Origin of the sequence: Rhizobium sp. UBA1881, assembly GCF_002338015.1 — a bacterium.
In the GTDB taxonomy this organism is placed as follows: domain Bacteria; phylum Pseudomonadota; class Alphaproteobacteria; order Rhizobiales; family Rhizobiaceae; genus Rhizobium.
On the sequence record NZ_DDHH01000135.1, the window covers coordinates 16,577 to 36,599 of the forward strand.

General features: G+C 61.9%; 18 protein-coding genes. 5 read left to right on the forward strand and 13 right to left on the reverse strand.

Annotated features, from left to right (window positions below; translation table 11 throughout):
- Positions 1 to 39: 39 nt before the first annotated feature.
- Positions 40 to 1,536, forward strand: coding sequence for an amino acid ABC transporter permease/ATP-binding protein (locus B3605_RS16570; RefSeq protein ID WP_112941200.1), 1,497 nt, complete (start codon positions 40 to 42; stop codon positions 1,534 to 1,536).
- An 80-nt stretch (positions 1,537 to 1,616) separates the two neighbouring features.
- Here the strand turns inward: B3605_RS16570 and B3605_RS16575 are convergent, their stop codons facing one another.
- From B3605_RS16575 to B3605_RS16585, 3 genes are read right to left on the reverse strand one after another with little or no spacing between them, the layout of a single operon-like run.
- The gene (locus tag B3605_RS16575) at positions 1,617 to 3,329 is read right to left on the reverse strand and encodes an acetyl/propionyl/methylcrotonyl-CoA carboxylase subunit alpha (protein ID WP_183795197.1); all 1,713 of its coding nucleotides are present in this window, start codon (positions 3,327 to 3,329) and stop codon (positions 1,617 to 1,619) included.
- Positions 3,326 to 4,948, reverse strand: coding sequence for an urea amidolyase family protein (locus B3605_RS16580; protein WP_183795195.1), 1,623 nt, complete (start codon positions 4,946 to 4,948; stop codon positions 3,326 to 3,328). The genes B3605_RS16575 and B3605_RS16580 overlap by 4 nt, the downstream gene beginning before the upstream one ends.
- Complete coding sequence (locus B3605_RS16585) at positions 4,945 to 5,715, reverse strand: LamB/YcsF family protein (RefSeq protein ID WP_183795193.1); 771 nt, start codon at positions 5,713 to 5,715, stop codon at positions 4,945 to 4,947. Before B3605_RS16585 ends, B3605_RS16580 begins: the two co-directional genes overlap by 4 nt.
- Before the next feature lie 179 nt (positions 5,716 to 5,894).
- Between B3605_RS16585 and B3605_RS16590 the strand changes: the two genes are divergently transcribed.
- Positions 5,895 to 6,578, forward strand: a complete 684-nt coding sequence (locus B3605_RS16590; RefSeq protein ID WP_112941204.1) for a GntR family transcriptional regulator — start codon at positions 5,895 to 5,897, stop codon at positions 6,576 to 6,578.
- 13 nt (positions 6,579 to 6,591) lie between these two features.
- Here the strand turns inward: B3605_RS16590 and B3605_RS16595 are convergent, their stop codons facing one another.
- From B3605_RS16595 to B3605_RS16605, 3 genes are all read right to left on the reverse strand, one after another.
- Entirely contained in the window at positions 6,592 to 7,350 is a 759-nt protein-coding gene (locus B3605_RS16595; protein WP_210297259.1) for an ABC transporter permease, read from the reverse strand.
- Entirely contained in the window at positions 7,335 to 8,108 is a 774-nt protein-coding gene (locus B3605_RS16600) for an ABC transporter permease (RefSeq protein WP_296435110.1), read from the reverse strand. The genes B3605_RS16595 and B3605_RS16600 overlap by 16 nt, the downstream gene beginning before the upstream one ends.
- A 108-nt stretch (positions 8,109 to 8,216) precedes the next feature.
- Positions 8,217 to 9,224: an ABC transporter substrate-binding protein gene (locus B3605_RS16605; protein WP_296435111.1), complete on the reverse strand. Its 1,008-nt coding sequence runs from the start codon at positions 9,222 to 9,224 to the stop codon at positions 8,217 to 8,219.
- A 237-nt stretch (positions 9,225 to 9,461) separates the two neighbouring features.
- On the opposite strand from B3605_RS16605, the gene B3605_RS16610 reads away from it, so the two are divergent.
- Complete coding sequence (locus B3605_RS16610; RefSeq protein WP_112941207.1) at positions 9,462 to 10,883, forward strand: amidase; 1,422 nt, start codon at positions 9,462 to 9,464, stop codon at positions 10,881 to 10,883.
- 12 nt (positions 10,884 to 10,895) lie between these two features.
- Here B3605_RS16610 and B3605_RS16615 read toward each other — a convergent pair whose 3' ends face one another.
- The 7 genes from B3605_RS16615 to B3605_RS16645 form a co-directional block, all read right to left on the reverse strand.
- Positions 10,896 to 11,843, reverse strand: a complete 948-nt coding sequence (locus tag B3605_RS16615) for an NAD(P)-dependent oxidoreductase (protein ID WP_112941208.1) — start codon at positions 11,841 to 11,843, stop codon at positions 10,896 to 10,898.
- Between the two features lie 64 nt (positions 11,844 to 11,907).
- Positions 11,908 to 12,627: a GntR family transcriptional regulator gene (locus B3605_RS16620; protein WP_409457190.1), complete on the reverse strand. Its 720-nt coding sequence runs from the start codon at positions 12,625 to 12,627 to the stop codon at positions 11,908 to 11,910.
- A 73-nt stretch (positions 12,628 to 12,700) separates the two neighbouring features.
- Entirely contained in the window at positions 12,701 to 13,534 is an 834-nt protein-coding gene (locus B3605_RS16625; RefSeq protein WP_296435118.1) for an alpha/beta fold hydrolase, read from the reverse strand.
- Between the two features lie 3 nt (positions 13,535 to 13,537).
- On the reverse strand, positions 13,538 to 14,383 hold the full coding sequence (locus B3605_RS16630; RefSeq protein ID WP_296435119.1) for a carbohydrate ABC transporter permease: 846 nt from the start codon (positions 14,381 to 14,383) through the stop codon (positions 13,538 to 13,540).
- A 1-nt stretch (position 14,384) separates the two neighbouring features.
- Positions 14,385 to 15,323: a carbohydrate ABC transporter permease gene (locus B3605_RS16635; RefSeq protein ID WP_051961529.1), complete on the reverse strand. Its 939-nt coding sequence runs from the start codon at positions 15,321 to 15,323 to the stop codon at positions 14,385 to 14,387.
- Between the two features lie 15 nt (positions 15,324 to 15,338).
- Entirely contained in the window at positions 15,339 to 16,643 is a 1,305-nt protein-coding gene (locus tag B3605_RS16640) for an ABC transporter substrate-binding protein (protein ID WP_113010548.1), read from the reverse strand.
- Positions 16,644 to 16,686: 43 nt separating this feature from the next.
- Positions 16,687 to 17,769: an ABC transporter ATP-binding protein gene (locus tag B3605_RS16645; RefSeq protein WP_296435125.1), complete on the reverse strand. Its 1,083-nt coding sequence runs from the start codon at positions 17,767 to 17,769 to the stop codon at positions 16,687 to 16,689.
- Between the two features lie 295 nt (positions 17,770 to 18,064).
- On the opposite strand from B3605_RS16645, the gene B3605_RS16650 reads away from it, so the two are divergent.
- Positions 18,065 to 18,847 (forward strand): SDR family oxidoreductase, encoded by a 783-nt coding sequence (locus tag B3605_RS16650; protein WP_210297258.1) that lies wholly within the window; start codon positions 18,065 to 18,067, stop codon positions 18,845 to 18,847.
- A gap of 3 nt (positions 18,848 to 18,850) precedes the next feature.
- Complete coding sequence (locus B3605_RS16655; RefSeq protein ID WP_112941214.1) at positions 18,851 to 19,987, forward strand: pyridoxal phosphate-dependent aminotransferase; 1,137 nt, start codon at positions 18,851 to 18,853, stop codon at positions 19,985 to 19,987.
- The last annotated feature ends 36 nt before the right edge of the window (positions 19,988 to 20,023 follow it).

Genomic DNA, 20,023 nt, shown 5'->3' on the forward strand with positions numbered 1-20,023 from the left:
GGCGCTTCGGCGCCGCTGCTCTTTTGGGGATACCCGCCCATGAATTTCGACTGGAACTACCTCCTCAGCCTCTTTCTTTATCCCGACTTCTGGCGCGCGACAGCGCTCGTGGCGTGGCTCGGCGTACTGACCTGGGTCATCGGTACCGTGCTCGGCTTCCTGCTCGCGCTTGCGCGGCAATCAAGCCTTCGTGCGGTGCGCTGGTTTGCCAAGACCTATATCTGGCTGTTCCGCAGCCTGCCGCTGCTGGTGCTGCTGATCTTCGTCTACAATCTCCCCCAGTTCATGCCGGCACTCGGGCCGGTGCTTTCGGTTCCCTTTTGGGCCGGTTTGATCGCGCTGGTCATATCCGAAACCGCCTATCTTGCGGAAATCCACCGCGCCGGCCTTATCGCCGTCGATCCGGGGCAGCATGAGGCAGCGCACGCGCTCGGCGTACGCCCCGTCGGCAAATACCGGCATATCATCCTGCCGCAGGCAATTCGCGTGGCGCTCCCCTCGCTTGGCAACGAGTTCATCACCATCGTCAAGCTGACTTCGCTTGTCTCGGTCATCTCGCTTGCGGAAATACTGCTCGTCGGCCAGCGGCTCTACACCCGCAACTTCATGGTCATCGAAACGCTGGTCGCGGTGTCGTTCTATTATGTTTTCGTTGTCTCGATCTTCAGCTTCTTCCTGGCCCGCCTCGAGGGTCGTCTCGATATTTCCAGGATGACCGGCGCCGAGATCGCGGTGCCGGCAGCTGTGGCCCACGCAGGCGCTGAAGGAGATGAACGCCGCGTCGGTGAAGAGGTCGTGGTCGGCATCGACCGTATAGCCAAGAGCTTCGGCGACAAGCGGGCTTTGGCCGATGTATCGCTCGAGGTGCGCAAGGGCGAGGTGCTCAGCATCATCGGCCCCTCGGGCTCGGGCAAGACTACTCTCATTCGTACGATCAACGCCCTGCAGGACATCGACGACGGCTGCATCACGCTCGATGGAAACGAGTGGATCACGGCAGATGCCAAGGGGTACCGCATGGTGACCGGTTTCCATCACCGCGTGACCTGTCTCGGCATGGTTTTCCAGTCGTTCAACCTCTTCCCGCATATGACGGCGCTTGAGAACGTGACCTTCGGCCCGCGCTATCACGGCAATCGCGACAAGCAGGCTGTGCGCGCGGCGGCGATGAACCATCTGGCCCGCGTCGGTCTGGCAGCGCATGCCAACAAGTATCCGCACCAGCTCTCGGGTGGCCAGAAGCAGCGTGTCGCCATTGCCCGCGCGCTCGCCATGGACCCTGAGATCATGCTGTTCGACGAGCCGACCTCTGCGCTCGATCCTGAATTGGTCGGAGAGGTGCTGCAGGTCATCGAGGGTCTTGCCAGAGAGGGAATGACGATGATCATCGTTACGCACGAAATGCGTTTCGTCAGCCGCGTCAGCGATCGCGTCGTGATGATGGAAAACGGTCATGTCGTCGTGAACATGACGGCGCAGGAGCTGGAAAGCTCTCCGGCCGACAGCCGCATCCAGCAGTTCATGCGGCAGAGCTGATCGCTCTTTTATCATCCGAACAAAAGACGCCGGCGGATCGCAAGACCCGCCGGCGCCTTTGTTTTGAGCTATCGTTGTCCTTACACGATAATACCCAGTTCCGCGCCGAGGCCGACACTATCTCCGACCTTGGCGCTGAGCTTGATTGTGCCGGCCCTGGTCGCCGCAACGCGCGTCTCCATCTTCATGGCTTCGATGACCGCAACGATCTCGCCTTCGGCAACCGTCGCATTGTCGTCGACCAGCCACTGCCGGAAGGTACCTGGGATGGGAGCGGTCACGGCGCCCTCGCGCTCATGGGATGCCTGGGGCGCAGCTGTTTGAGGGGTAACGGCGAGGCCGGAAAACAGCGCCGCCGGCAAGCCGATCTCATGGCGCTTGCCGTCAATCTCGATGAAGCTGCGGATGAGACTGCCATCGGGGGGCTCTATTCTCGGCGAGGAGGCAACGCCGCGGAATTCTGTCTCGATCCAGTTGGTGAAGACCTTGAAGCCGTCTTCGCCGGTAAAGTCCTTTTCCTCGAGAACGGCGCGATGGAACGGCAGCACGGATGCCACGCCCTCGATGCGGAACTCGGCGAGTGCGCGGCGGGCGCGAACAAGCGCTTCCTCGCGCGTGGCGCCGGTCACGATCAGCTTGGCCATCATGGAATCGTAGAGGCCGGGGATTTCCGAACCACTCTCCACGCCGGTGTCGAGGCGTATGCCTGGACCGGACGGTGCGCGGAAGCGCGTGATGAGGCCGGGCGTCGGCATGAAGCCGCGGCCCGGATCTTCGGCGTTGATACGGAACTCGAAGGCGTGGCCACGCGGTGCAGGCGTCTCTGTCACCGAGAGCTGTTCGCCATCGGCAATTCGCAGCTGCTCGATGACGATATCGATGCCGGTGGTTTCCTCGGTCACCGGATGCTCGACCTGCAGGCGCGTATTGACCTCGAGGAAGGAAATCGTGCCGTTCTGTGAGAGCAGGAACTCAACCGTGCCGGCACCGGTATAGCCGGCTTTGGCGCAGATCGCGCGGGCGGCATCATGGATGCGCTGGCGCTGCTCTTCTGTGATGAAGGGCGCCGGTGCTTCTTCGACGAGTTTCTGGTTGCGGCGCTGGAGCGAGCAGTCGCGAGTACCGAGGACGACGGTGTTGCCGTGGCTATCGGCAATCACCTGCGCTTCGATGTGGCGCGGCTTTTCCAGGAACTGCTCGGCGTAGCATTCGCCACGGCCGAAGGCTTCGACGGCTTCGCGAACGGCGGAATCGAAGAGCTCGCCGACTTCGTCAATATGGTGCGCCACCTTCATACCGCGCCCGCCGCCGCCGAATGCGGCCTTGATCGCCAGCGGCAATCCGGCCTGGCGGGCAAAGGCGACGGCCTCGGCGGCAGAGGCCAGCGGGCCGGCGGAGCCCTTTACGAGCGGTGCGCCCACGCTTTCGGCAATCCGCCGTGCCTCGACCTTGTCGCCAAGGGCCCTGATGACATCAGGCGCGGGCCCAACCCAGATCAGCCCGGCGTCGATGACGGCCTGCGCGAACTCCGCGCGTTCCGAAAGAAAACCATAGCCCGGATGCACGGCATCGGCGCCAGCCCGTTTGGCGATTTCGAGGATCTTCTCAATATTAAGATAGGTGTCGACAGGTCGTCCAGCGCCAAGACCGTAGGCTTCGTCGGCAAGTTCGGCATGAAGCGAGCTTGCGTCGGCGTCCGAATAAACCGCAACCGAGGCGACGCCGTAGTCGCGGGCGGCGCGGATGATGCGGATGGCGATTTCGCCGCGATTGGCAATGAGCAGCTTTTTCATGAAATCAGTGTCCTGTTCGGCACGGTGCCGGCGATGACCTCTCGCGGCTCAAAGGCGGAGATCGGATTGAAACGAATGCGGCCCCCGATCGGGATCTGGCCGGCGAGGTCGAGATGATGGCTGGCGACGACGCCTATGACGGGATAGCCGCCTGTCAGGGGATGATCGGCAAGGAAGAGCACGGGCTGGCCGCTATGCGGCACCTGGATCGCGCCGAGTGCCGTGCCTTCGGAAGGCAGTTCCGCATTGTCGGAACGCTCGATCGCCACCGTGCCGTCAAGGCGCATGCCGACGCGGCTGGATTGAGGCGTCACGTCCCATTCCTGCGATGTCAGCGTCGCGACGCCCTGCTCGGTGAACCAGTCAGTGCGCGGGCCGAGCACGATGTCGAGCGTCACGACTTCGCCGGCGCGCGGCAGGCGCCGCTGTTCGGCGTGGGTCTGCAAAACAGCAAGTGATCGACGCTCGGCCGCAACCAGAATGTCGCCGGACCCGATCGGCGCCGGGCCGACCTTGGCGAGTGTGTCGGTGGCCGCCGATCCGAGAACCGGCTGGACGTCAAATCCACCGCGCAGGGCGAGGTAGCTCATCATGCCCTCGGGTGGAATTCCCAGCACGAGTTCGTCGCCGGCATCAAGGGCGATCGGACTTGCGAAATTGGCGCTGCTCTCGCCACCAGCCGCGCTACGGATCGTCAAAGGGCAGGGCGCGCCGGTTGCCGCAACGGTCACCGGCCGATCGGCTTTGATGGCGAAGCCACCGAAAAGCACTTCGATTACGGCGGCATCGCGCGGGTTTCCGAGGCACCGATTGGCCTCGATCATCGAGGTGCGATCGAGCGCGCCGGATTCCGAGACGCCCTGGCTGGCCAGGCCCGGTCGGCCGAGATCCTGGAACAGCGCCGGACGATCCGCGCGGGTGACCCGCAATCCGGCTTTCTGCACTAGGACCTTGTCGACCGACGGCTTGCGCAAAGAGACAGGGATGACAGCGCCTTTGGCGATGTCACGAAAGCGAACGCGGTCGCCGGGCGCCAGCAGTGCGGCGCGCTCCCGTGTCGTGTCCCACATCGCGAGCGGGGTCTTGCCGAGCAGCTGCCAGCCGCCAGGGCTGTCGGACGGATAGATGCCGCCGAACTTGCCGGCGATGGCAACCGAGCCGGCCGGGATTTTTACGCGAGGGCTCTTCCGTCGGGGGACATCGAAGCGTGGATCGTCTGAGGTCATATAGGCGAAGCCAGGGGCAAAGCCGGTGAAGGCGACTGTGTACGTCGCCTCGGTGTGGCGCTGGATGACCTCTTCGATCGTGCAGCCGAGCATCTCGGCCACATCCCCAAGGTCTTCGCCATCATAGGTGACCGGGATTTCGAATAGTTCGCCGCCACGTGACGAGCGCGTGGAAAGGTCCAGGGCGGTGATCTTTTCGCAAAGCCCTGCGACGTTTGTCAGCCACGGATCGAAGCGCACCATGACGGTGCGCGCACCCGGGATGACTTCACGCACGCCTTCGATCCCCGCCGCCAGTATGGCGTCGAGCAGGGTCAGGGTGGCGGCGAGATCGTCGAGTTCGACGAGGAAACTGTCGCTGCCTGAAGGCAGGAAACGCAGGCGCTCGCTCATGACGACATATCGACAAAGGACTTCAGCTCGACGCCGCGCGCTTCCAGCGTCTGCCGGAGCGTGCGGGCGATCGAGACGGCAGCAGGCGTATCGCCGTGAATGCAGATCGACTGCGCGTCGAGCGCGATCACGGTTCCGTCGATTGCCACAACGCGGCTTTCGTTGACCATGCGTAGCATGCGCTCGGCGACGGCTTGCGGGTCGTGGATCACCGAGCCGTCCAGCCGGCGGCTGACGAGGCTGCCGTCAATGTTATAGGCGCGGTCGGCGAAGGCTTCGCAAACGACGGTGAGCCCGGCCTTTCGCGCTTGTTCCACGATGGGAGCGCCGGCCAGTGCCATCAGCACGAGGTCGGGGTCGACGGCCTTGATACCTTCGATGACGTCGGCTGCCTGGCGGGCGTCATGGGCAATAGTGTTGTAGAGCGCGCCGTGCGGCTTCACGTAGCGCACTTTCGTTCCCGCCGCCTTCGCCAGGCCATGCAGTGCGCCGATCTGGTAGACCGTGTCGCCGACGAGTTCGGCGCTCGACGGATCCATGTTGCGCCGGCCGAAGCCGACGAGATCGCGGTAACCGATATGGGCCCCGACGGCCACGCCACGGAGCGCGGCTTCCTTGAGAACCGTCAGGATTCCCGCGGGATCGCCGGCATGAAAGCCGCAGGCGATGTTGGCGCTAGTCACCGTCGCCAGCATGGCGGCGTCGTCGCCCATCGGCCACGGACCGAAGCTCTCGCCGAGATCGCTGTTCAGATCGATTGCCGCCATGTTCCATCTCCATTGAAAATACCGACGTCACGGATTATTGTTCAATAAAGCAATATCGATTGTTGAACAATATGTGCGGTGCGTGTTTTTGAAGCGTGCTGCGGAGTGGGTGGTAGGCCCCGCTCGCATGCGCTCAGGTCGATATGGTGTCTCGGATTTGCAGGGAAAGGGCATTGAGAATGTCTGCGGCGATTGCTGAAATGGACGACGCACCGCTCACGGCGCAGATTGCGGGAAAGATCCGCGAGATGCTTATCTCAGGCGAACTGGCGCCGGGCGCCAAGCTTTCCGAACAGCAGATCGCCGGCCAGTTCGGGATCTCGCGCAACACACTGCGCGAAATATTCCGGCTGCTGACCAGCCAGAACGTGTTGGTTCACATACCCAACCGCGGGGTCTTCGTTGCCACTCCGGGCGAGGCTTCCGTCGTGGACATCTACAGGGTGAGGCATGTCATCCAGAAAGGCGCCGTTCGCGCCGCTGTGCGCACACACCCGGCATTGGCGCGCATGAGGGAACTCCTGACGCGCACCGAGGCGTCGCGTGAGGCTGGCGACTGGAGAAGCGTCGGCACGATCAATATGGAGTTTCATCGTTCGATGGTCGAGCTATGCGATAGTCCGCGGCTAAGCGCATCCTTTGAACTTGTTCTGGCGGAGCTCCGCTTGGTGTTCGCTCAGTTCGAGGATACCGCCCATCTTCACGATCCCTACATCGCCCTGAATTGCGAGCTTCTTGTATTGCTAGAGGCCGGGGACATCGAGGCGGCATCGGATAAATTGGACGCGTATCTTGCGCGCTCGGAGAGATCCGTTCTTGCGGCTCTACAAACCGCCAAGCAGAAGACGTCTCCTCGCATATGACGATTGGGTCATCTCACCGCCACCAGACCAGGCGCCTGTCCGCTGCGACCAAAAGGCCGTAGAGCGAAAGGCTCGTCAAGGACGATACAAGAATGGCCGACCAGACCGTCTGCGAGTCCATCTCTGCGGTGGCGCGATAGACGATCTGACCTATACCCTTGTAAGCGCCGAGCATCTCGGCGACGATTACCGCGATAGTGCTGCGTGCAAGACCAATGCGCAAGCCAGTTGCGATGGACGGCATGGCAGCCGGAAGCTGCAGGCGCCAAAGAAGCGCAAACGGACCAGCGCCAAAGCTGCGCAGAAGATTAAGATGTCCGTTTTCAGTGCGCGAGAAACCTTCCAGTGCCGACAACAACACCGCGAAACTAACGGCGAGAGCTGCAATTGCGACCTTCGAGGCGGCACCCATGCCGAACCACAACAGCGCGAGTGGCACGAAGGCGATCGACGGAACCGTGTTCAAGGCGATAATCAGAGGAAGTAGCAGGATGCGCAGCGTCGGCATGAGAAGAAACAAACAGGCAAACAGCAAACCGAGCGCCGACCCAAGTATGAAGCCGGAAATGGCCTCGAGCGTGGTCAACCAAAGGCCGTCGGCAATGTGTGGTAGCGACGTCATGGTGGCTGACGCTATGGCGCTTGGTGCGGGCAAGACATATTGCGGTATGTTGCCGAAGGACGCAGCAACCTCCCAGACGATGAGAAGCATTGCGATGGCGAAAAGGACAGGAACAGCCTCGGTGGCCACGGTTTTCAGACGATTCGCCACCAGACGTACTTCCTTTCAAGGAGAGCTAGAAGACCATAAAGCAGCGCCCCAAGCAGACCGCAGATGACGATCAAGGCCCAGACCCGCTCTACCTGTTCAAAATAGAGTGCCTGCAACAACATCACGCCAAGTCCAACATTATCGCCGAACCACTCGCCCACGATGGCTCCGATCAGGCTGAGCGACACGCCGAGCTTCAGACCGGTGACGACCGAGGGCATCGCAGTAGGCAAGGCGAGGCGCCAGAAGATCTGGGCCCTCGATGCGCCGAAACTCAAAAACAGCGCGACGCGCTTTTCGTCGACCATCTGCAAGCCGCGCAGGGTGGCAACCGAAACAGGAAAGAAGGTGAGGTAAAGTGCTATAGCGACTTTGGCGAGAATACCATTGCCGAACCAGATGACGACAATGGCGCCGAAAGCGATCACGGGAACGCTTTGCAGCGCAACGAAGAGTGGCAATACCGAGCGCTCGAGGAACCGGCTACTGGAGAAAAGGACGCCGAAACCGGCCCCCATCGCCACGCCGGCGACGAAGCCAAGCACGGTCTCGACCAGAGTGTGCAGGAAACTGTTCCAAAGTTCGGAGCTGACGGATGCGGCGTCAGCGATCACGCGCCCGAGCGCCGGAAGATAGCGCGGTGGCACGTCAAAAAACGGCACGAGCACCAGCCAAGCGAAAACCGCAAGCACGATGCCGGCCGCTGGGTGCTCAAGGAAAAGACGTCGCCTCATGAAAACTCCTGAGATATAGGCCAAACCGCCCCAAGCCGCGCGGCAGCGTGAGCGAGCGGTTCTCCACACCACGCGTATTTGACGTTCGAGACGGGAGCGGACCCAAATAGGATCCGCTTCCGATTGGTTCGATTACATCGATTTCGCGGATGCTGGCGTCTTGCCCCAGAAGGTCTGATCGAAGGCGGCTTCCAGATCGACCGGCTTCTTCAGTGCCTTGTATTCGATCAGACTGTCGTGAACGGCTTTGATCGATGTCATGTCGATGGCGCCCAGGCCCTGGCTGCCGCCGAGCTTGGCGCGCATCAGCTTTTCGATTTCATCAAGCATCAGCTCCTGGTGCTTGCGCTCGAGACCGGAACCTGCCGCCATTATGATATCCGCGGCTTCGGCCTTGTTTTCGAAGGCGTACTTCCATCCCTTAAGCGTCGCGTCGAGAAAGGCCTGAACGACTTCTGGCTTCTCCTTGATCATCTTTTCCGAAGTGACGATCGAATCCTGCTGCGTCGTCACGCCGGAATCATCGGGTAGGAAGGTTTTAATGTTGTTGATGCCTTGTTCCTTCAGCGTATTCAGCTCGTTGTAGAGCGTCACGGTCGCGACCTCGTACTGCTTGTCGATGAAGGGCTGCATAGAGAAGGGCTGTGAGACGACATTGACGTCGCTCTGCGACAAACCTTCATGCGCGAGCACGGAGTAGAGCGTGAACTGCGGCCCGGTCATCCAGGTTGCGACCGACTTGCCCTTGAAATCCTTGACCGAGTTGATGCCCGAACTGTCGTAGGTAACATAGGCGAATGGTGTCATCTGCTGCGACATGCCGATGCAGATCAGCGGCAGGCCCTTTTCGCGTGCATAGAGAACGCCTTCAGTGCCACTGGCGATACCGAATGTGTCCGCGCCTGAGGCAACCAGTGTTTCGACGTTAATGTTCGGGCCGCCGGGGCTGATCGTCGCGTCGAGACCGGCGTCTTTGTAGAAGCCCTTGGCCTTAGCGACGTAGACGCCGGCGAACTGCGCCTGGGCGACCCATTTCAGCCGAATGGAAATGGCCTCCGCGGCATGGGTCGAGACCGAGCCACCGATTGCGGCGGCAAGAAATGCAAGTGAGAAAACACTATGCTTGAAATTGCGCTTCATGATGTAGTTCCCCATTTTGTGTATGCAGAAAAATGATTGCAATATACATGCCAATTCAAGACTCGGCCTTTTTGCCTGAAAACGGACTGTTCATGCGGATGGGCGGAGCATAATCCGGTCCTCGCTGATTAGAAAATGCGACATTTGCCTAATATGTATTCAATTTTGACAAGTGTGATTTTTTAGGCTGAATTGAGTGCGCCTATGCCGTATCGAACATGCAAAAAAGGATGACTGATGAGTAACGAGCCCCTGTGGTCTGCCGAATTTACCCAGCTTGGAGAGGTCATGCGCAGGGGGGCGGTTTCCTCGGTTGCGTTGACAGAACTCATGCTCGAGCGGATCTCTACGCATGACGGGGCACTACACTCCTATGTCGCCGTTGCGCGGGACGTGGCTCTCGCCGCAGCCCGCAACGCGGATGCCGAGATCAAGGCTGGGAACTGGCGCGGACCACTGCATGGAGTTCCCCTAGCCGTTAAGGATGCCTTCGCCACCGCCGACATTCCGACGGGTTTTGGCAGTCCTGTCTTCGCCGGTCAGGAGATGGGCGAGGACTCGACTGCGACGGCGCGTCTGCGGGCAGCGGGTGCCGTGATGCTTGGCAAGCTGACTTTGACTGAAGGCGTCTATGCCGATCACCATCCGTCGATCATACCACCTATCAATCCTTTTGGCGCCGCGCACTGGACCGGAACGTCGTCATCGGGTTCGGGCGTGGCAGTCACGTCGGGCCTTGCCTATGGCACACTCGGCACCGACACGGGCGGCTCCATTCGCCTACCGTCGTCCTGCTGCGGTGTCGTTGGCATCAAGCCGACATGGGGGCGCGTGAGCCGCCACGGCGTCTTTCCCCTTGCGAACTCTCTCGATCACGTCGGGCCGATGGCCCGCAGCGTGGCCGATGCGTCGGCTCTTCTCGGCGCCATCGCCGGGCCGGACGCGGCGGATCCGACCGCCGCGCAGGTTCCCGTCGATGACTATCTCGCCGCTGCTCTGTCCGCCGATGTCAACGGCCTGACGATCGGCATCGATCGGGCCTTCATTGCGTCACGCGCGACGGACGAGGTGGTGGCGTCGATCGAGGCGGCGGTCGAGGTGATGCGCGGGCTTGGCGCCCGTTTCGTGGATGTCAGCTTTCCCGATCCCGATCTGGTGCTGCGCGGCTGGGCCGTGCAGTGCGCGGTCGAATGCGCGATGGCGCATGAAGCGACCTATCCGGCGCGCAAGGCGGAGTATGGCAAGCGACTGTCCGCTCTTTTGGAGCGCGGCCGTGCCTACACGGCGCGCGATATGGCGGTAGCGCTGGAGGATCGCCGCGAATTCAACGGCCGGATCGCGCGCATGTTCGCCGATATCGACCTGCTCATGGTGCCCGGATTGCCGGTTGCCGGCCCCTCTTTGGAGTTCATGTCATCGCTCGGCGAAGACCCCGCCGCGATCCTTGCCATCGGGCCGTTCACGGCGCCCTTCGACGTTTGCGGTTACCCGACGATCACCATGCCTTGCGGTGAGAGCACCAAGGGAATTCCCGTCGGCTTCCAGTTCGTCGGTCGCCCCTTCGCCGAGGCTTTACTGTGCCGGGCCGGCGGAGCCTACCAGACGAGGACGTCGTTCCACCGCAGACGTCCGACGCTTCGGGGCGAGGTTTCAGAGTGAGGTCGACCCGGGTCAGTAGCCGCGCGCGGGATCGACCAGCGCCTCGAGCTCTTCGCCATTCAGATAGGCGTCGAGGTTCTTCATCAACCGGTCCTGGAAAACCCGGTCCTGATCACCGCCCGCCCATGAAATGTGCGGGCTTATGAAGACGTTGGGCAAGGTGTAGAGCGGGTGACCGTCCGGCAGCGGCTCCGGCGTGGTCACGTCGAGCGTCGCGCTGCCGATATCTCCCGCAACGATTGCCGCTACCAGCGCTTCCTGATCGATGAGGCTGCCGCGGGATATATTGACGATGTGCAAGCCCGGCTTGGCGGCGCGGAAGAGGTCGGCACCGATCAAACCTTCCGTTTCCAATGTCAGCGGCGCGGCGATGACGAGGTGGTCGGCGGTTGCGAAGATCTCGTCGATCCCGGCCGCTGCGATGCCCCGCTCACCCTCCCAGGCCGTGCGGCGGTTGACCATGACATTCATGTCGAAGGCAAGCGCCCGGCGGGCGATCGCCTGGCCGAGGCTTCCGTAGCCGATGAGGCCGAGCGTCTTGCCATATAGGCGGCCGATGTCGTGCCGGCGCCAGTCCGCCTCGCTGCGGGCACGCGTCTCTTCCAGCCGCTTTTCGCTGCGCAGTATCGCCGCGAAGACGAACTCGGCGATCGGCAGTGCGTTCAGTCCGCGCCCGCAGGTCATAACCCGATCCCGCAGGAGGGTCGGTGGATAGATCTCGATGCCCGTCGTCTGCGATTGCACCCATTTCAACCGCTCTGGAAACCGCCAGTCGCGCGGCGCCTGTTTCCAGTTGGCAAAGCCTCCCGTCACAAGAATGTCGGCCTCGGGCACGATCTTCCATGGCTCGTCCGGAAAGGAACTCTGGATCACGATGGGTCGGGAAGGATGCTCCTCGAGCGTCTTGCCGAGTTCCGGGCCAAGCTGGTTGAGGATCACGGGGCGTTCTGATGCGGGCATATGTTTCCTCCTCCCGCGCGACGATTGCCGCGCGGTCTCCTTGCGAGCGCGAAGCTCGTTCGTGTTACTGAGCGCGGCTCATATGTGCCGGCAACGACGAAATGAAATCGGTCAGCTGATCGCCGAGCAGCTGGACGTGATCGCTGGCCGCCTTGCGCGCCCCTTCCGGATCACCGGCATCGATCGCGTCCATGATGCGGACGTGCTCGGTCAGCGTGCTCAGCATGCGGCCAGGCTGGTAGGTGGCGCGCATGCGGTAGGCACCGATGCGGAGGCGAAGCTGGATCGCCTGGTCGGCGATGAAATGCGTGTGGGCCGCCTCGTAAAGCTGGTCGTGGAACTTCTGGTTCACCTTGTAGAAGGCGACAGGGTCACCGGAATTGTAGGCTTCGACCAGTTCCTCGTGCACCTTGCGCATACCAGCGCGCTCCGCAGGTGTCGCGCGGCGGGCGGCGAGCCGGGCGCAGAGACCTTCAAGAGCCGACATCACGTCGAACATCTCGATCAGCGCCGGAATGGAGAGCAGGGCAACATGGGTGCCCTGCCGGCCGCGCGTCTCGACGAGCCCTATCGCCAGCAGCGCCTTGATTGCTTCGCGCACCGGCGTGCGTGACAGGCCGAAGCGGCGCGCGAGCTCCATCTCGTCCAGCCGCTCGCCGGGTTCGAGCCTGCCGTCAAGGATCATCTGCTCGAGCTGCTCACGCAGCTCGCCGGCGCGGGTCGGAGCGCGCATCCCGTTTGCCGCCTCGGGCAGACGCGTGTCATCCTGATCCAATGCGGTCACTCCTCTCGCGGAACTGCGAATGGCCAATTTGTATTTTGCTGGCGGCATTTATACTTTTCTTTTCGCTCTGCATTCAATGGGTGGTGAGGGGGTATACGAATGTAGCAAGGCAGGTTCGGAGCTTTTCCACAATCATCACGGGAGCTTCGATCATCGGAAAGTGACCGGAGTCGTATTCGACGACATCAGTGCTGCTGAAACAGTCCATTGGCGCCGGATCCGCCAGTCGCGCGACCCAGGCCGAATTGAGCATCACGGCGGGACAGGCGACGAGCGGCCAGCGCTCTTGCGCGTCCCAGGCGAAGAGGTCGTCCTTGACGTCAAGCGCGAAGGCGGCTGGAGCCGAGGCGATCATGCTGTCGGTGATCGACTGGCGCATAGCCTCGTCGGTGGAGGGATGCACAATGATGTCGATCATGGCGCGCATGCGGCCCGCGTAGTCGGCGGCGAACTCCTCGTGGCGTCTGACGAGCTCGTCGTCGGGAACACGACCGTAATAGTCGCGGTCCGTCAACGTATCGAGGCCGATCAAGGCCCTCACACGCTCCGGTGCGATGATCGCCACCTCGGTCATGATCGGGCCGCCCATCGAGTGACCGATCAACGTCGCTCTTTCGATGCTAAGATGAGCCAGGAGATGTGCGACTGCAGCGCCCATCGCGCGGATCGTCTGGCCGGCTGGCGGCGGCGGGAGCGTGCCACCGAAACCGGGATGCGAGACCGCCAGCACGCGGTGGTCTCGCGCCAGTTCGGGCGCGATCGCGTTCCAATGCTCGGCATTGCCGCACCAGCCGTGGATCAGCACGAGCCAATCGCCTTCGCTTCCGAAGACGCGATAGCCGATCTGTCCGCCCATCGGGGCGTCCAGTGTCGAAAGCTGGGCAAGGCCGCGTGCCGGTGCGTTCATGGCCTAGCCCTTGATCCCGCTGGTGGTCATGCCCTGCGTGAAATACTTCTGTAACAGCAGGAAGAGCAGGATGAGCGGAACGGTAGCGACAGTCGCGCCGGCAAAGGTTTCGCCCCAGTTCGGCAACTGTGTCGGCGAGCCCTGCTGGGCAATCGCCACCTGGATGACCTGGATTGCCGGATCCTGGATGATGACGAGTGGCCACAGGAAGCTGTTCCACGAAAACAGGAAGGTGATGAGGCCAAGCGTCAGCATCGGCACCTTCACATTCGGCAGCACGATCGAAAAGAAGATGCGCACATGACCGGCGCCGTCGATCCGCGCGGCGTCCTCGAGTTCGACCGGCAGTTCCTCGAACGCCTGCTTCAGCAGGAACAGACCGAACGGGCTGGCAATCCAGGGGATCATGACGCCGAGCAGCGTGTTGGACAGGCCGAGGCCGGAAACCACCTGATAGAGGGGCACCATCATCGCCTCGATCGGTAGCAGGAAAGTGAGGAGGATCAGCACGAAAACGATCTTCGCGCCGGGAAAGCGGATGCGCGTCAGCGAATAGGCTGCCATCGAGCAGAGCAGGAGCGTCAGAGCCACCTGCCCGCCGGCAACGATGGCGGTGTTCATCAGCGCGGTCAGAACGTTGGTGCGCTCGAACAGCGTGCGATAGTTTTCGAACGTTCCCTCGACGGGCAGGAAGGCGCGCCAGGAGAGCGGCGTGACATCGTTAAACAGCGTCAGCTGGTTCTTGAAGGACGACGAGACGATCCAGGCATAGAGGGCCAGGAAGCAGCACAGGATGACGACGATGACGAGGGCGACCATGGCGCCGCGCCGGAGATGTTGCTTCTTCATGTCAGTAATTCCAGCGAGAGCGCAGCAGGGCCATCTGCGCCATGGAGATGGCAAGCACCACAAGCAGCAGCGCAACGGATAGTGCCGAGGCATAGCCGGCCTGCTGCATGATGAAGGCGCTGTTGTAGATGTGGTAGACGATCAGGTTGGTGCTGTCCTGCGGTCCGCCCTGGGTCATCAGGAAGGCCGGCGCGAAGGCCTGAAGTGAAAACACCGTCATGATCACGACGACGAAGAGCGTCGTGCGGGAGAGGAGCGGGATCGTCACGTTCCAGAGAACCTGGCGGCGCGTGGCGCCGTCGATACGGGCGGCCTCGGTCAGTTCTACCGGCAGGCCTTGCAGGCCGGCGAGGAAGAGGATGGCGCCGAAGCCGACCTGCTGCCAGAGCGTCATGGCGATCAGGGCCGGAAGCGCCTGGCTCGTCGACGTCAGGAAGGGCTGGTTGCCGATGCCGACGATGTTCAGCACGCCGTTGATCAGGCCGTTCGATGGGTCGAGCAGGAAAGACCACATGGTGGCGACAACCACCGACGAGGTCACGACCGGCAGCATGATCATGGTGCGGACAAGGCCGCGCGCCGGGAGCTTCGAATTGAGAAACAATGCCAGCGAGAAGGCCACCGGGATGACGAAGACGACGACGCCAAGCGCGAAGAGAAAGGTGACGCCGAAGGAGACGGCGGCATCGTCATAGTCGATCATGTCGGTGAAGTTGCGCAACCCGACGAACTTGGCGGCGGCCGGGTTGAGCAGGGAGTAATCATAGACGCTGTTGCGGGCCATGACGAGCAAGGGCACGTACTGGAAGACCAGCAACAGTATCATGAACGGCGCAAGGAAGCCGGCCGCAAACAGCCAATCGCGCTTCTGCCGCTTCGTGGCGGGCTTTCGCGTCTTTGGTTTGGCCGAAGCCGTGGATAGGGTATTTGAGACCGACATTCTTGCGTCCAATGCTTAGCGATCGAGAACTCGCTGTACTTTCTTCTCGGCGTCCGCCATCAGGTCGGCTGGATTACCGCCGAAGGCCACGGCACGCAGAGCATCGGTAACGAGCTTGTCGTACTGGGCGAACTTCGGACCCGGAGGACGCGGCTGGCCCCATTCCTGCAGCTGATCGACGAAGACCTTCATCGGATAAGAGTTGTAGGTCTCGAAGCGTGGAAACAGGCTCTTCAGCGTCGGCAGGTTGCCGCGCTGGCTGACGTTCATGTAGGCGTATTCACCCGTGGACATGTCGACCACGAACTTTGCGGCGATATCGGGATGCTTGGAACGCGCCGTGGCGCCGATCGTGGTCGAGCCGGTATGAACGATCGGGGTCTTGAAGTACGGGATCGGGGTGATGCCCCACTCGATCTTCGGATCCTTGATCAGCGCGCTGCCGGCTGCCGGCGTATCGATGTAGAAGCAGGCCTTGCCGTCGAAGAAGGCGTTCGGAATGCCGACCTTTGGCGCGACACCTTCGGAATTGAACAGCGACTGGTAAAACTTCAGCGCTTCGATCGCTTCCGGCGTGTTCAGGTATCCCTCGACCGACTTGCCGTCCTTGGAGAGTGCCCAGAATGTCTTGTAGGCGGAGCTTTCCGGATCGGCCTTCGGGTCGCCTGCTGAACGCTGGTAGATCAGGTCCTGATAGACGAGGCCGGGCTGGCCGTTGCCGAAGCGGGTCGGGCCGAGACCCCAGACGCTCGGTGCGCCGGCCGGGCCCTGCTGGCAGGCCTTGAAAGCAGCCAGTGCTTCCGGCCAGGTCCAGGCCTTGTCGAGCGTCTGCGGCGGCTTGATGCCGGCGGCTTCAACGAGCTTCTTGTTGTAGTACATGGCGACGGTGGTCTGCTCGATGCCGGGCGAATAGACCTCACCCTCGTAGCTGTGCTCGGCCTTGGTCGCGGGCAGGATATCTTCGTCCCAGCCCTTCGGCAGGTACTTGGTGATGGGCAGCAGGATGCCGGAGGCGGCGTAGGACTGGGTGTTCGGACCGTCGTAAACCAGAACGTCAGGCGGATTGGAGCTCGCGGCCTGGACGGAGATCGTGTCAGCAAGCTGGGCGAATGGAACTTCGTTGATCTCGAACTTGACGCAGGGATTTTCCTTCTGCCAGGCCTCCATCGGGGCCGGATAGGGGTAGTTCCCCGGCGTGCGCAGAATGCGCAGCGTCACGGTCTCGCCGGTACAGGCAGCGCTGTCCTGGGCAAATGCGCCGGTGCCGCCCAGCGCGGTGGCGCCAAGCAGGCCGGCGAGAAAGAGTATGCGGGCATTCATCAGCTGTTCTCCTTGATTTTATGTCGTGCAGGCGGTGGTCGCGTCAGATGGCGCGGCCGGTATTCGGGTCGAAGAGGGACATGCGATCACGGGCGATGCGCAGCGACTGCGCCTGCCCCTCGGCCGCGGCGAGCTCCGGCGGCAGCATGGCGGAACAGGAGACGCCTTCCAGCGTGAAATGAACGAGCGTCGTCGGGCCGAGCAGTTCGGCCATGTCGACCGGTACCGTGATTTCGGTTGCGCCGTCGGCCAGGAAATGTTCGGGGCGCAGAGCGATCTCGACACGGCGGCCGGCGAAGGCCTTCAAGGCTTCGAGCTTGTCGGTCGGAGCGGTAAGCGTGGCGCCAGCGAACTTCAGCGTCGGTGTTTCGCCTTCCATAACGACGTCGGCCGGCAGGAAATTCATAGTCGGGCTGCCGATGAAGCCGGCGACGAAGCGGGTTGCGGGACGTTCGTAGAGTTCCTGCGGCGTTCCCTGCTGCTCGATCAGGCCCTTGTTCAACACCACCACGCGGTCCGCCAGCGTCATGGCCTCGACCTGGTCGTGGGTAACGTAAACGGTGGTCGCCTTCAGCCGCTTGTGCAGGCGGCGGATTTCCGCACGCATCTGCCCGCGCAGCTTCGCATCTAGGTTGGAGAGCGGCTCGTCGAACAGGAAGACTGCAGGATCGCGAACCATCGCGCGACCCATGGCGACGCGCTGGCGCTGGCCGCCTGAGAGCTGCTTGGGCCGCCGCTCCAGCAGGGCTGAGATATCCAGGACCTTTGCTGCCTCCTCGACACGGCGGCGAATCTCTGCCTTATCCATGCCCGAAAGCTTCAAGCCGAAGCTCATGTTCTGCGCCACTGTCATGTGCGGATAGAGCGCGTAGTTCTGGAAGACCATGGCGATGTTGCGATCGCGCGGCTCCAGTTCGTCCACACGCCGGTCGCCGATCCAGATTTCGCCGTCCGTCAGTTCCTCAAGGCCCGCCAGCATCCGCAGTGTCGTCGACTTGCCGCAGCCCGACGGGCCGACAAGCACCACGAACTCACCGCTGCGAATGTCCAGGTTCAGGTTCTCGATCGTGTTCGCCGAGGCGTTTTCGTAAGTCTTCCCCACATTCTTGAGGGACACATCTGCCATGAGGATATTCCAGCCGTCTGTTTCAGGTGTCGTTCGTGCCCGAAGGCGTGAATGTGACATTATGTCATTTCAGTATTCGCGCAATAGATATTCGTATACACAAAATACGTTTTCTTAAATAAATGCGATATTGCCGATAAAATGGACTCCGTGCCTTTTCGATTTGCAAAGATTGCGAATAAATTCCCCAAGTCGCTGATAGAGAGCAAAAATTTTCGATATTTTAGTAACGCGCCTATGGACATGATGATAAAACGGCGTATGCAAGAAAGCGAAATATGTATTCACACAGGAGATGCAGGTGGAACTTAATCTTGCTGGAAAGACGGCGCTGATCACTGGAGCCTCGCAGGGCATCGGTCATGCCATCGCGAAGGTACTGGCCGCTGAAGGATGTCACCTTCACCTCGCTGCCCGTAACGGCGCGGCGATGGCGGAGCTGAAGGCCGAACTGGCGCAGTATCCGGTCAACGTTACCGTACATGAAGCCGATCTCGGCACGACCGAGGCCATGGTTGCGCTCGACAAGGCTTGCGGCGACTACGACATCTTGATGAACAACGCCGGCGATATCCCGGCCGGTTCGATCGAGGACGTTACCGACGAATCGATCCGCCGCGGCTTCGATCTCAAGGTGTTCGGCTACATCACGCTGGCACGCGAATTCTGGAAGCGCCGTAAGGGCAAGGGTGGCGTCATCATCAACGTCATCGGCAATTCCGGCGAAAACTGGGACGCTGCCTACTTCGCCGGCTCCACCGGCAATGCCGCTCTGATGAGCTTCACCAAGGCGCTCGGCGGCCGCAGCATGGATGAAGGCATCCGCGTCGTCGGCGTTAATCCGGGCCCGGTCGATACCCCGCGCATGTTCAAGATCATGAAGCGCAAGGCCATCGACATGCTCGGCGACGAAGGCCGCTGGGAAGAGCTTTACGACAAGTATCCGGGCAAGCGTCCGGCAACCGCCGAGGAAGTCGCCGATCTGTGCGTCTTCCTGGCATCGCCCAAAGCCGCTTATATCAGCGGCACGGTCGTCACGATCGACGGCGGCATTGCAGCGCGCGGCTCGGTGATCTGATCCATGGCTGACGCACGCACCCGCAACCGCTACTTCGACGATCTGTTCTCCACGCCTGACCTGGCGTGGATGGGGCAAAACACCAACCACGTGCCCGCCCATCCGGCGGTCGCGCAAGCCATGATCCGCTCGGTCGAAGCCGGCGAGTTCAATGCCTATGCCCCACCGATGGGCTTCGAGGCGCTGCGCAGCGCGATCGTTGCCGACCTCGGCGTTGCCGGAACCTCGGCCGAAGCGCTTGTCACCGAAGGCGGCGTCAATGCGCTTGCCATGATCTGCAAGGCGCGCGCAAAGCCGGGCACCACGCTTGTCACCACCGACCCGACCTGGAAGTGGCCCTGCATGTTCGCCGAGCAGGCCGGCGCCGAAGTGGTGCAGATTCCGATCTACGACGCCTCGGTCAACTACAAGCTGACGCCGGACGCGCTGCGTGCCAACGTCGATGAGCGTTGCGCCATCATCTACATCGTTGATCCGAACAATCCGCTCGGCATCCGCTATGAGCGCAAAGAGATCGAAGCCTTTGCAGAAATCGCGCGCTCGGTTGGCGCACTTCTGATCCACGATTGCACCTATCGCGATTTCGCCGACGGCCATACGCCGGTGTTGCAGGTCGCGCCCGAGGGCACGGTGGTTTCGCTGTCGTTCTCCAAGTGGCTCGGTCTCGCCGGCATGCGCATCGGCGCTCTCGTCGCGGAGCCGAAGCTCGTCGACGAGTTCTCGGCCGCCTCCACCTCGGTGCTTGGCGCATCGGTCGTGGCCCAGCGGGCTGCCATGGCCGGGCTTTCGGTGAAGAATGAGTGGATGAAGGACGTGCGTCGCATCGACAGCGCCAACAAGGCAATGATCATCGAAGCGGCAAAAGCCACCGGCCTTTCGGTTCCGATCCCAGTCTCGCACGGCAATTTCCTGGTTCTCGAGACCGCCTCTACCGGCGTTTCTCCCGAGGCCATCGTCGAGGCTGCCCGCCGCGAGGGCGTAATGATCCGCCAGGGTCGCTATCACACGGCCGCTTTTGGCGATCGGTTCATCAAGGTCTCGACCTCGGTGCCATCGGCTTGGGCCGAGCGTTTCTGCGAGGGCCTGCCGCGCTATATCGAGACCGCGCGCACGCTTAACGACGTACCGGCCCTTTTCTAGGGCCGGCAGATCCATCGACGATACGAGGCAAAGAGG

What these genes read in the sequence shown, in the direction of transcription:
- B3605_RS16570 (WP_112941200.1), top strand. Translation starts at nt 40, where the DNA reads ATGAATTTCGACTGGAACTACCTCCTCAGCCTCTTTCTTTATCCCGAC.
- B3605_RS16575 (WP_183795197.1), bottom strand. Translation starts at nt 3,329, where the DNA reads ATGAAAAAGCTGCTCATTGCCAATCGCGGCGAAATCGCCATCCGCATC.
- B3605_RS16580 (WP_183795195.1), bottom strand. Translation starts at nt 4,948, where the DNA reads ATGAGCGAGCGCCTGCGTTTCCTGCCTTCAGGCAGCGACAGTTTCCTC.
- B3605_RS16585 (WP_183795193.1), bottom strand. Translation starts at nt 5,715, where the DNA reads ATGGCGGCAATCGATCTGAACAGCGATCTCGGCGAGAGCTTCGGTCCG.
- B3605_RS16590 (WP_112941204.1), top strand. Translation starts at nt 5,895, where the DNA reads ATGTCTGCGGCGATTGCTGAAATGGACGACGCACCGCTCACGGCGCAG.
- B3605_RS16605 (WP_296435111.1), bottom strand. Translation starts at nt 9,224, where the DNA reads ATGAAGCGCAATTTCAAGCATAGTGTTTTCTCACTTGCATTTCTTGCC.
- B3605_RS16610 (WP_112941207.1), top strand. Translation starts at nt 9,462, where the DNA reads ATGAGTAACGAGCCCCTGTGGTCTGCCGAATTTACCCAGCTTGGAGAG.
- B3605_RS16615 (WP_112941208.1), bottom strand. Translation starts at nt 11,843, where the DNA reads ATGCCCGCATCAGAACGCCCCGTGATCCTCAACCAGCTTGGCCCGGAA.
- B3605_RS16625 (WP_296435118.1), bottom strand. Translation starts at nt 13,534, where the DNA reads ATGAACGCACCGGCACGCGGCCTTGCCCAGCTTTCGACACTGGACGCC.
- B3605_RS16630 (WP_296435119.1), bottom strand. Translation starts at nt 14,383, where the DNA reads ATGAAGAAGCAACATCTCCGGCGCGGCGCCATGGTCGCCCTCGTCATC.
- B3605_RS16635 (WP_051961529.1), bottom strand. Translation starts at nt 15,323, where the DNA reads ATGTCGGTCTCAAATACCCTATCCACGGCTTCGGCCAAACCAAAGACG.
- B3605_RS16640 (WP_113010548.1), bottom strand. Translation starts at nt 16,643, where the DNA reads ATGAATGCCCGCATACTCTTTCTCGCCGGCCTGCTTGGCGCCACCGCG.
- B3605_RS16645 (WP_296435125.1), bottom strand. Translation starts at nt 17,769, where the DNA reads ATGGCAGATGTGTCCCTCAAGAATGTGGGGAAGACTTACGAAAACGCC.
- B3605_RS16650 (WP_210297258.1), top strand. Translation starts at nt 18,065, where the DNA reads ATGCAGGTGGAACTTAATCTTGCTGGAAAGACGGCGCTGATCACTGGA.
- B3605_RS16655 (WP_112941214.1), top strand. Translation starts at nt 18,851, where the DNA reads ATGGCTGACGCACGCACCCGCAACCGCTACTTCGACGATCTGTTCTCC.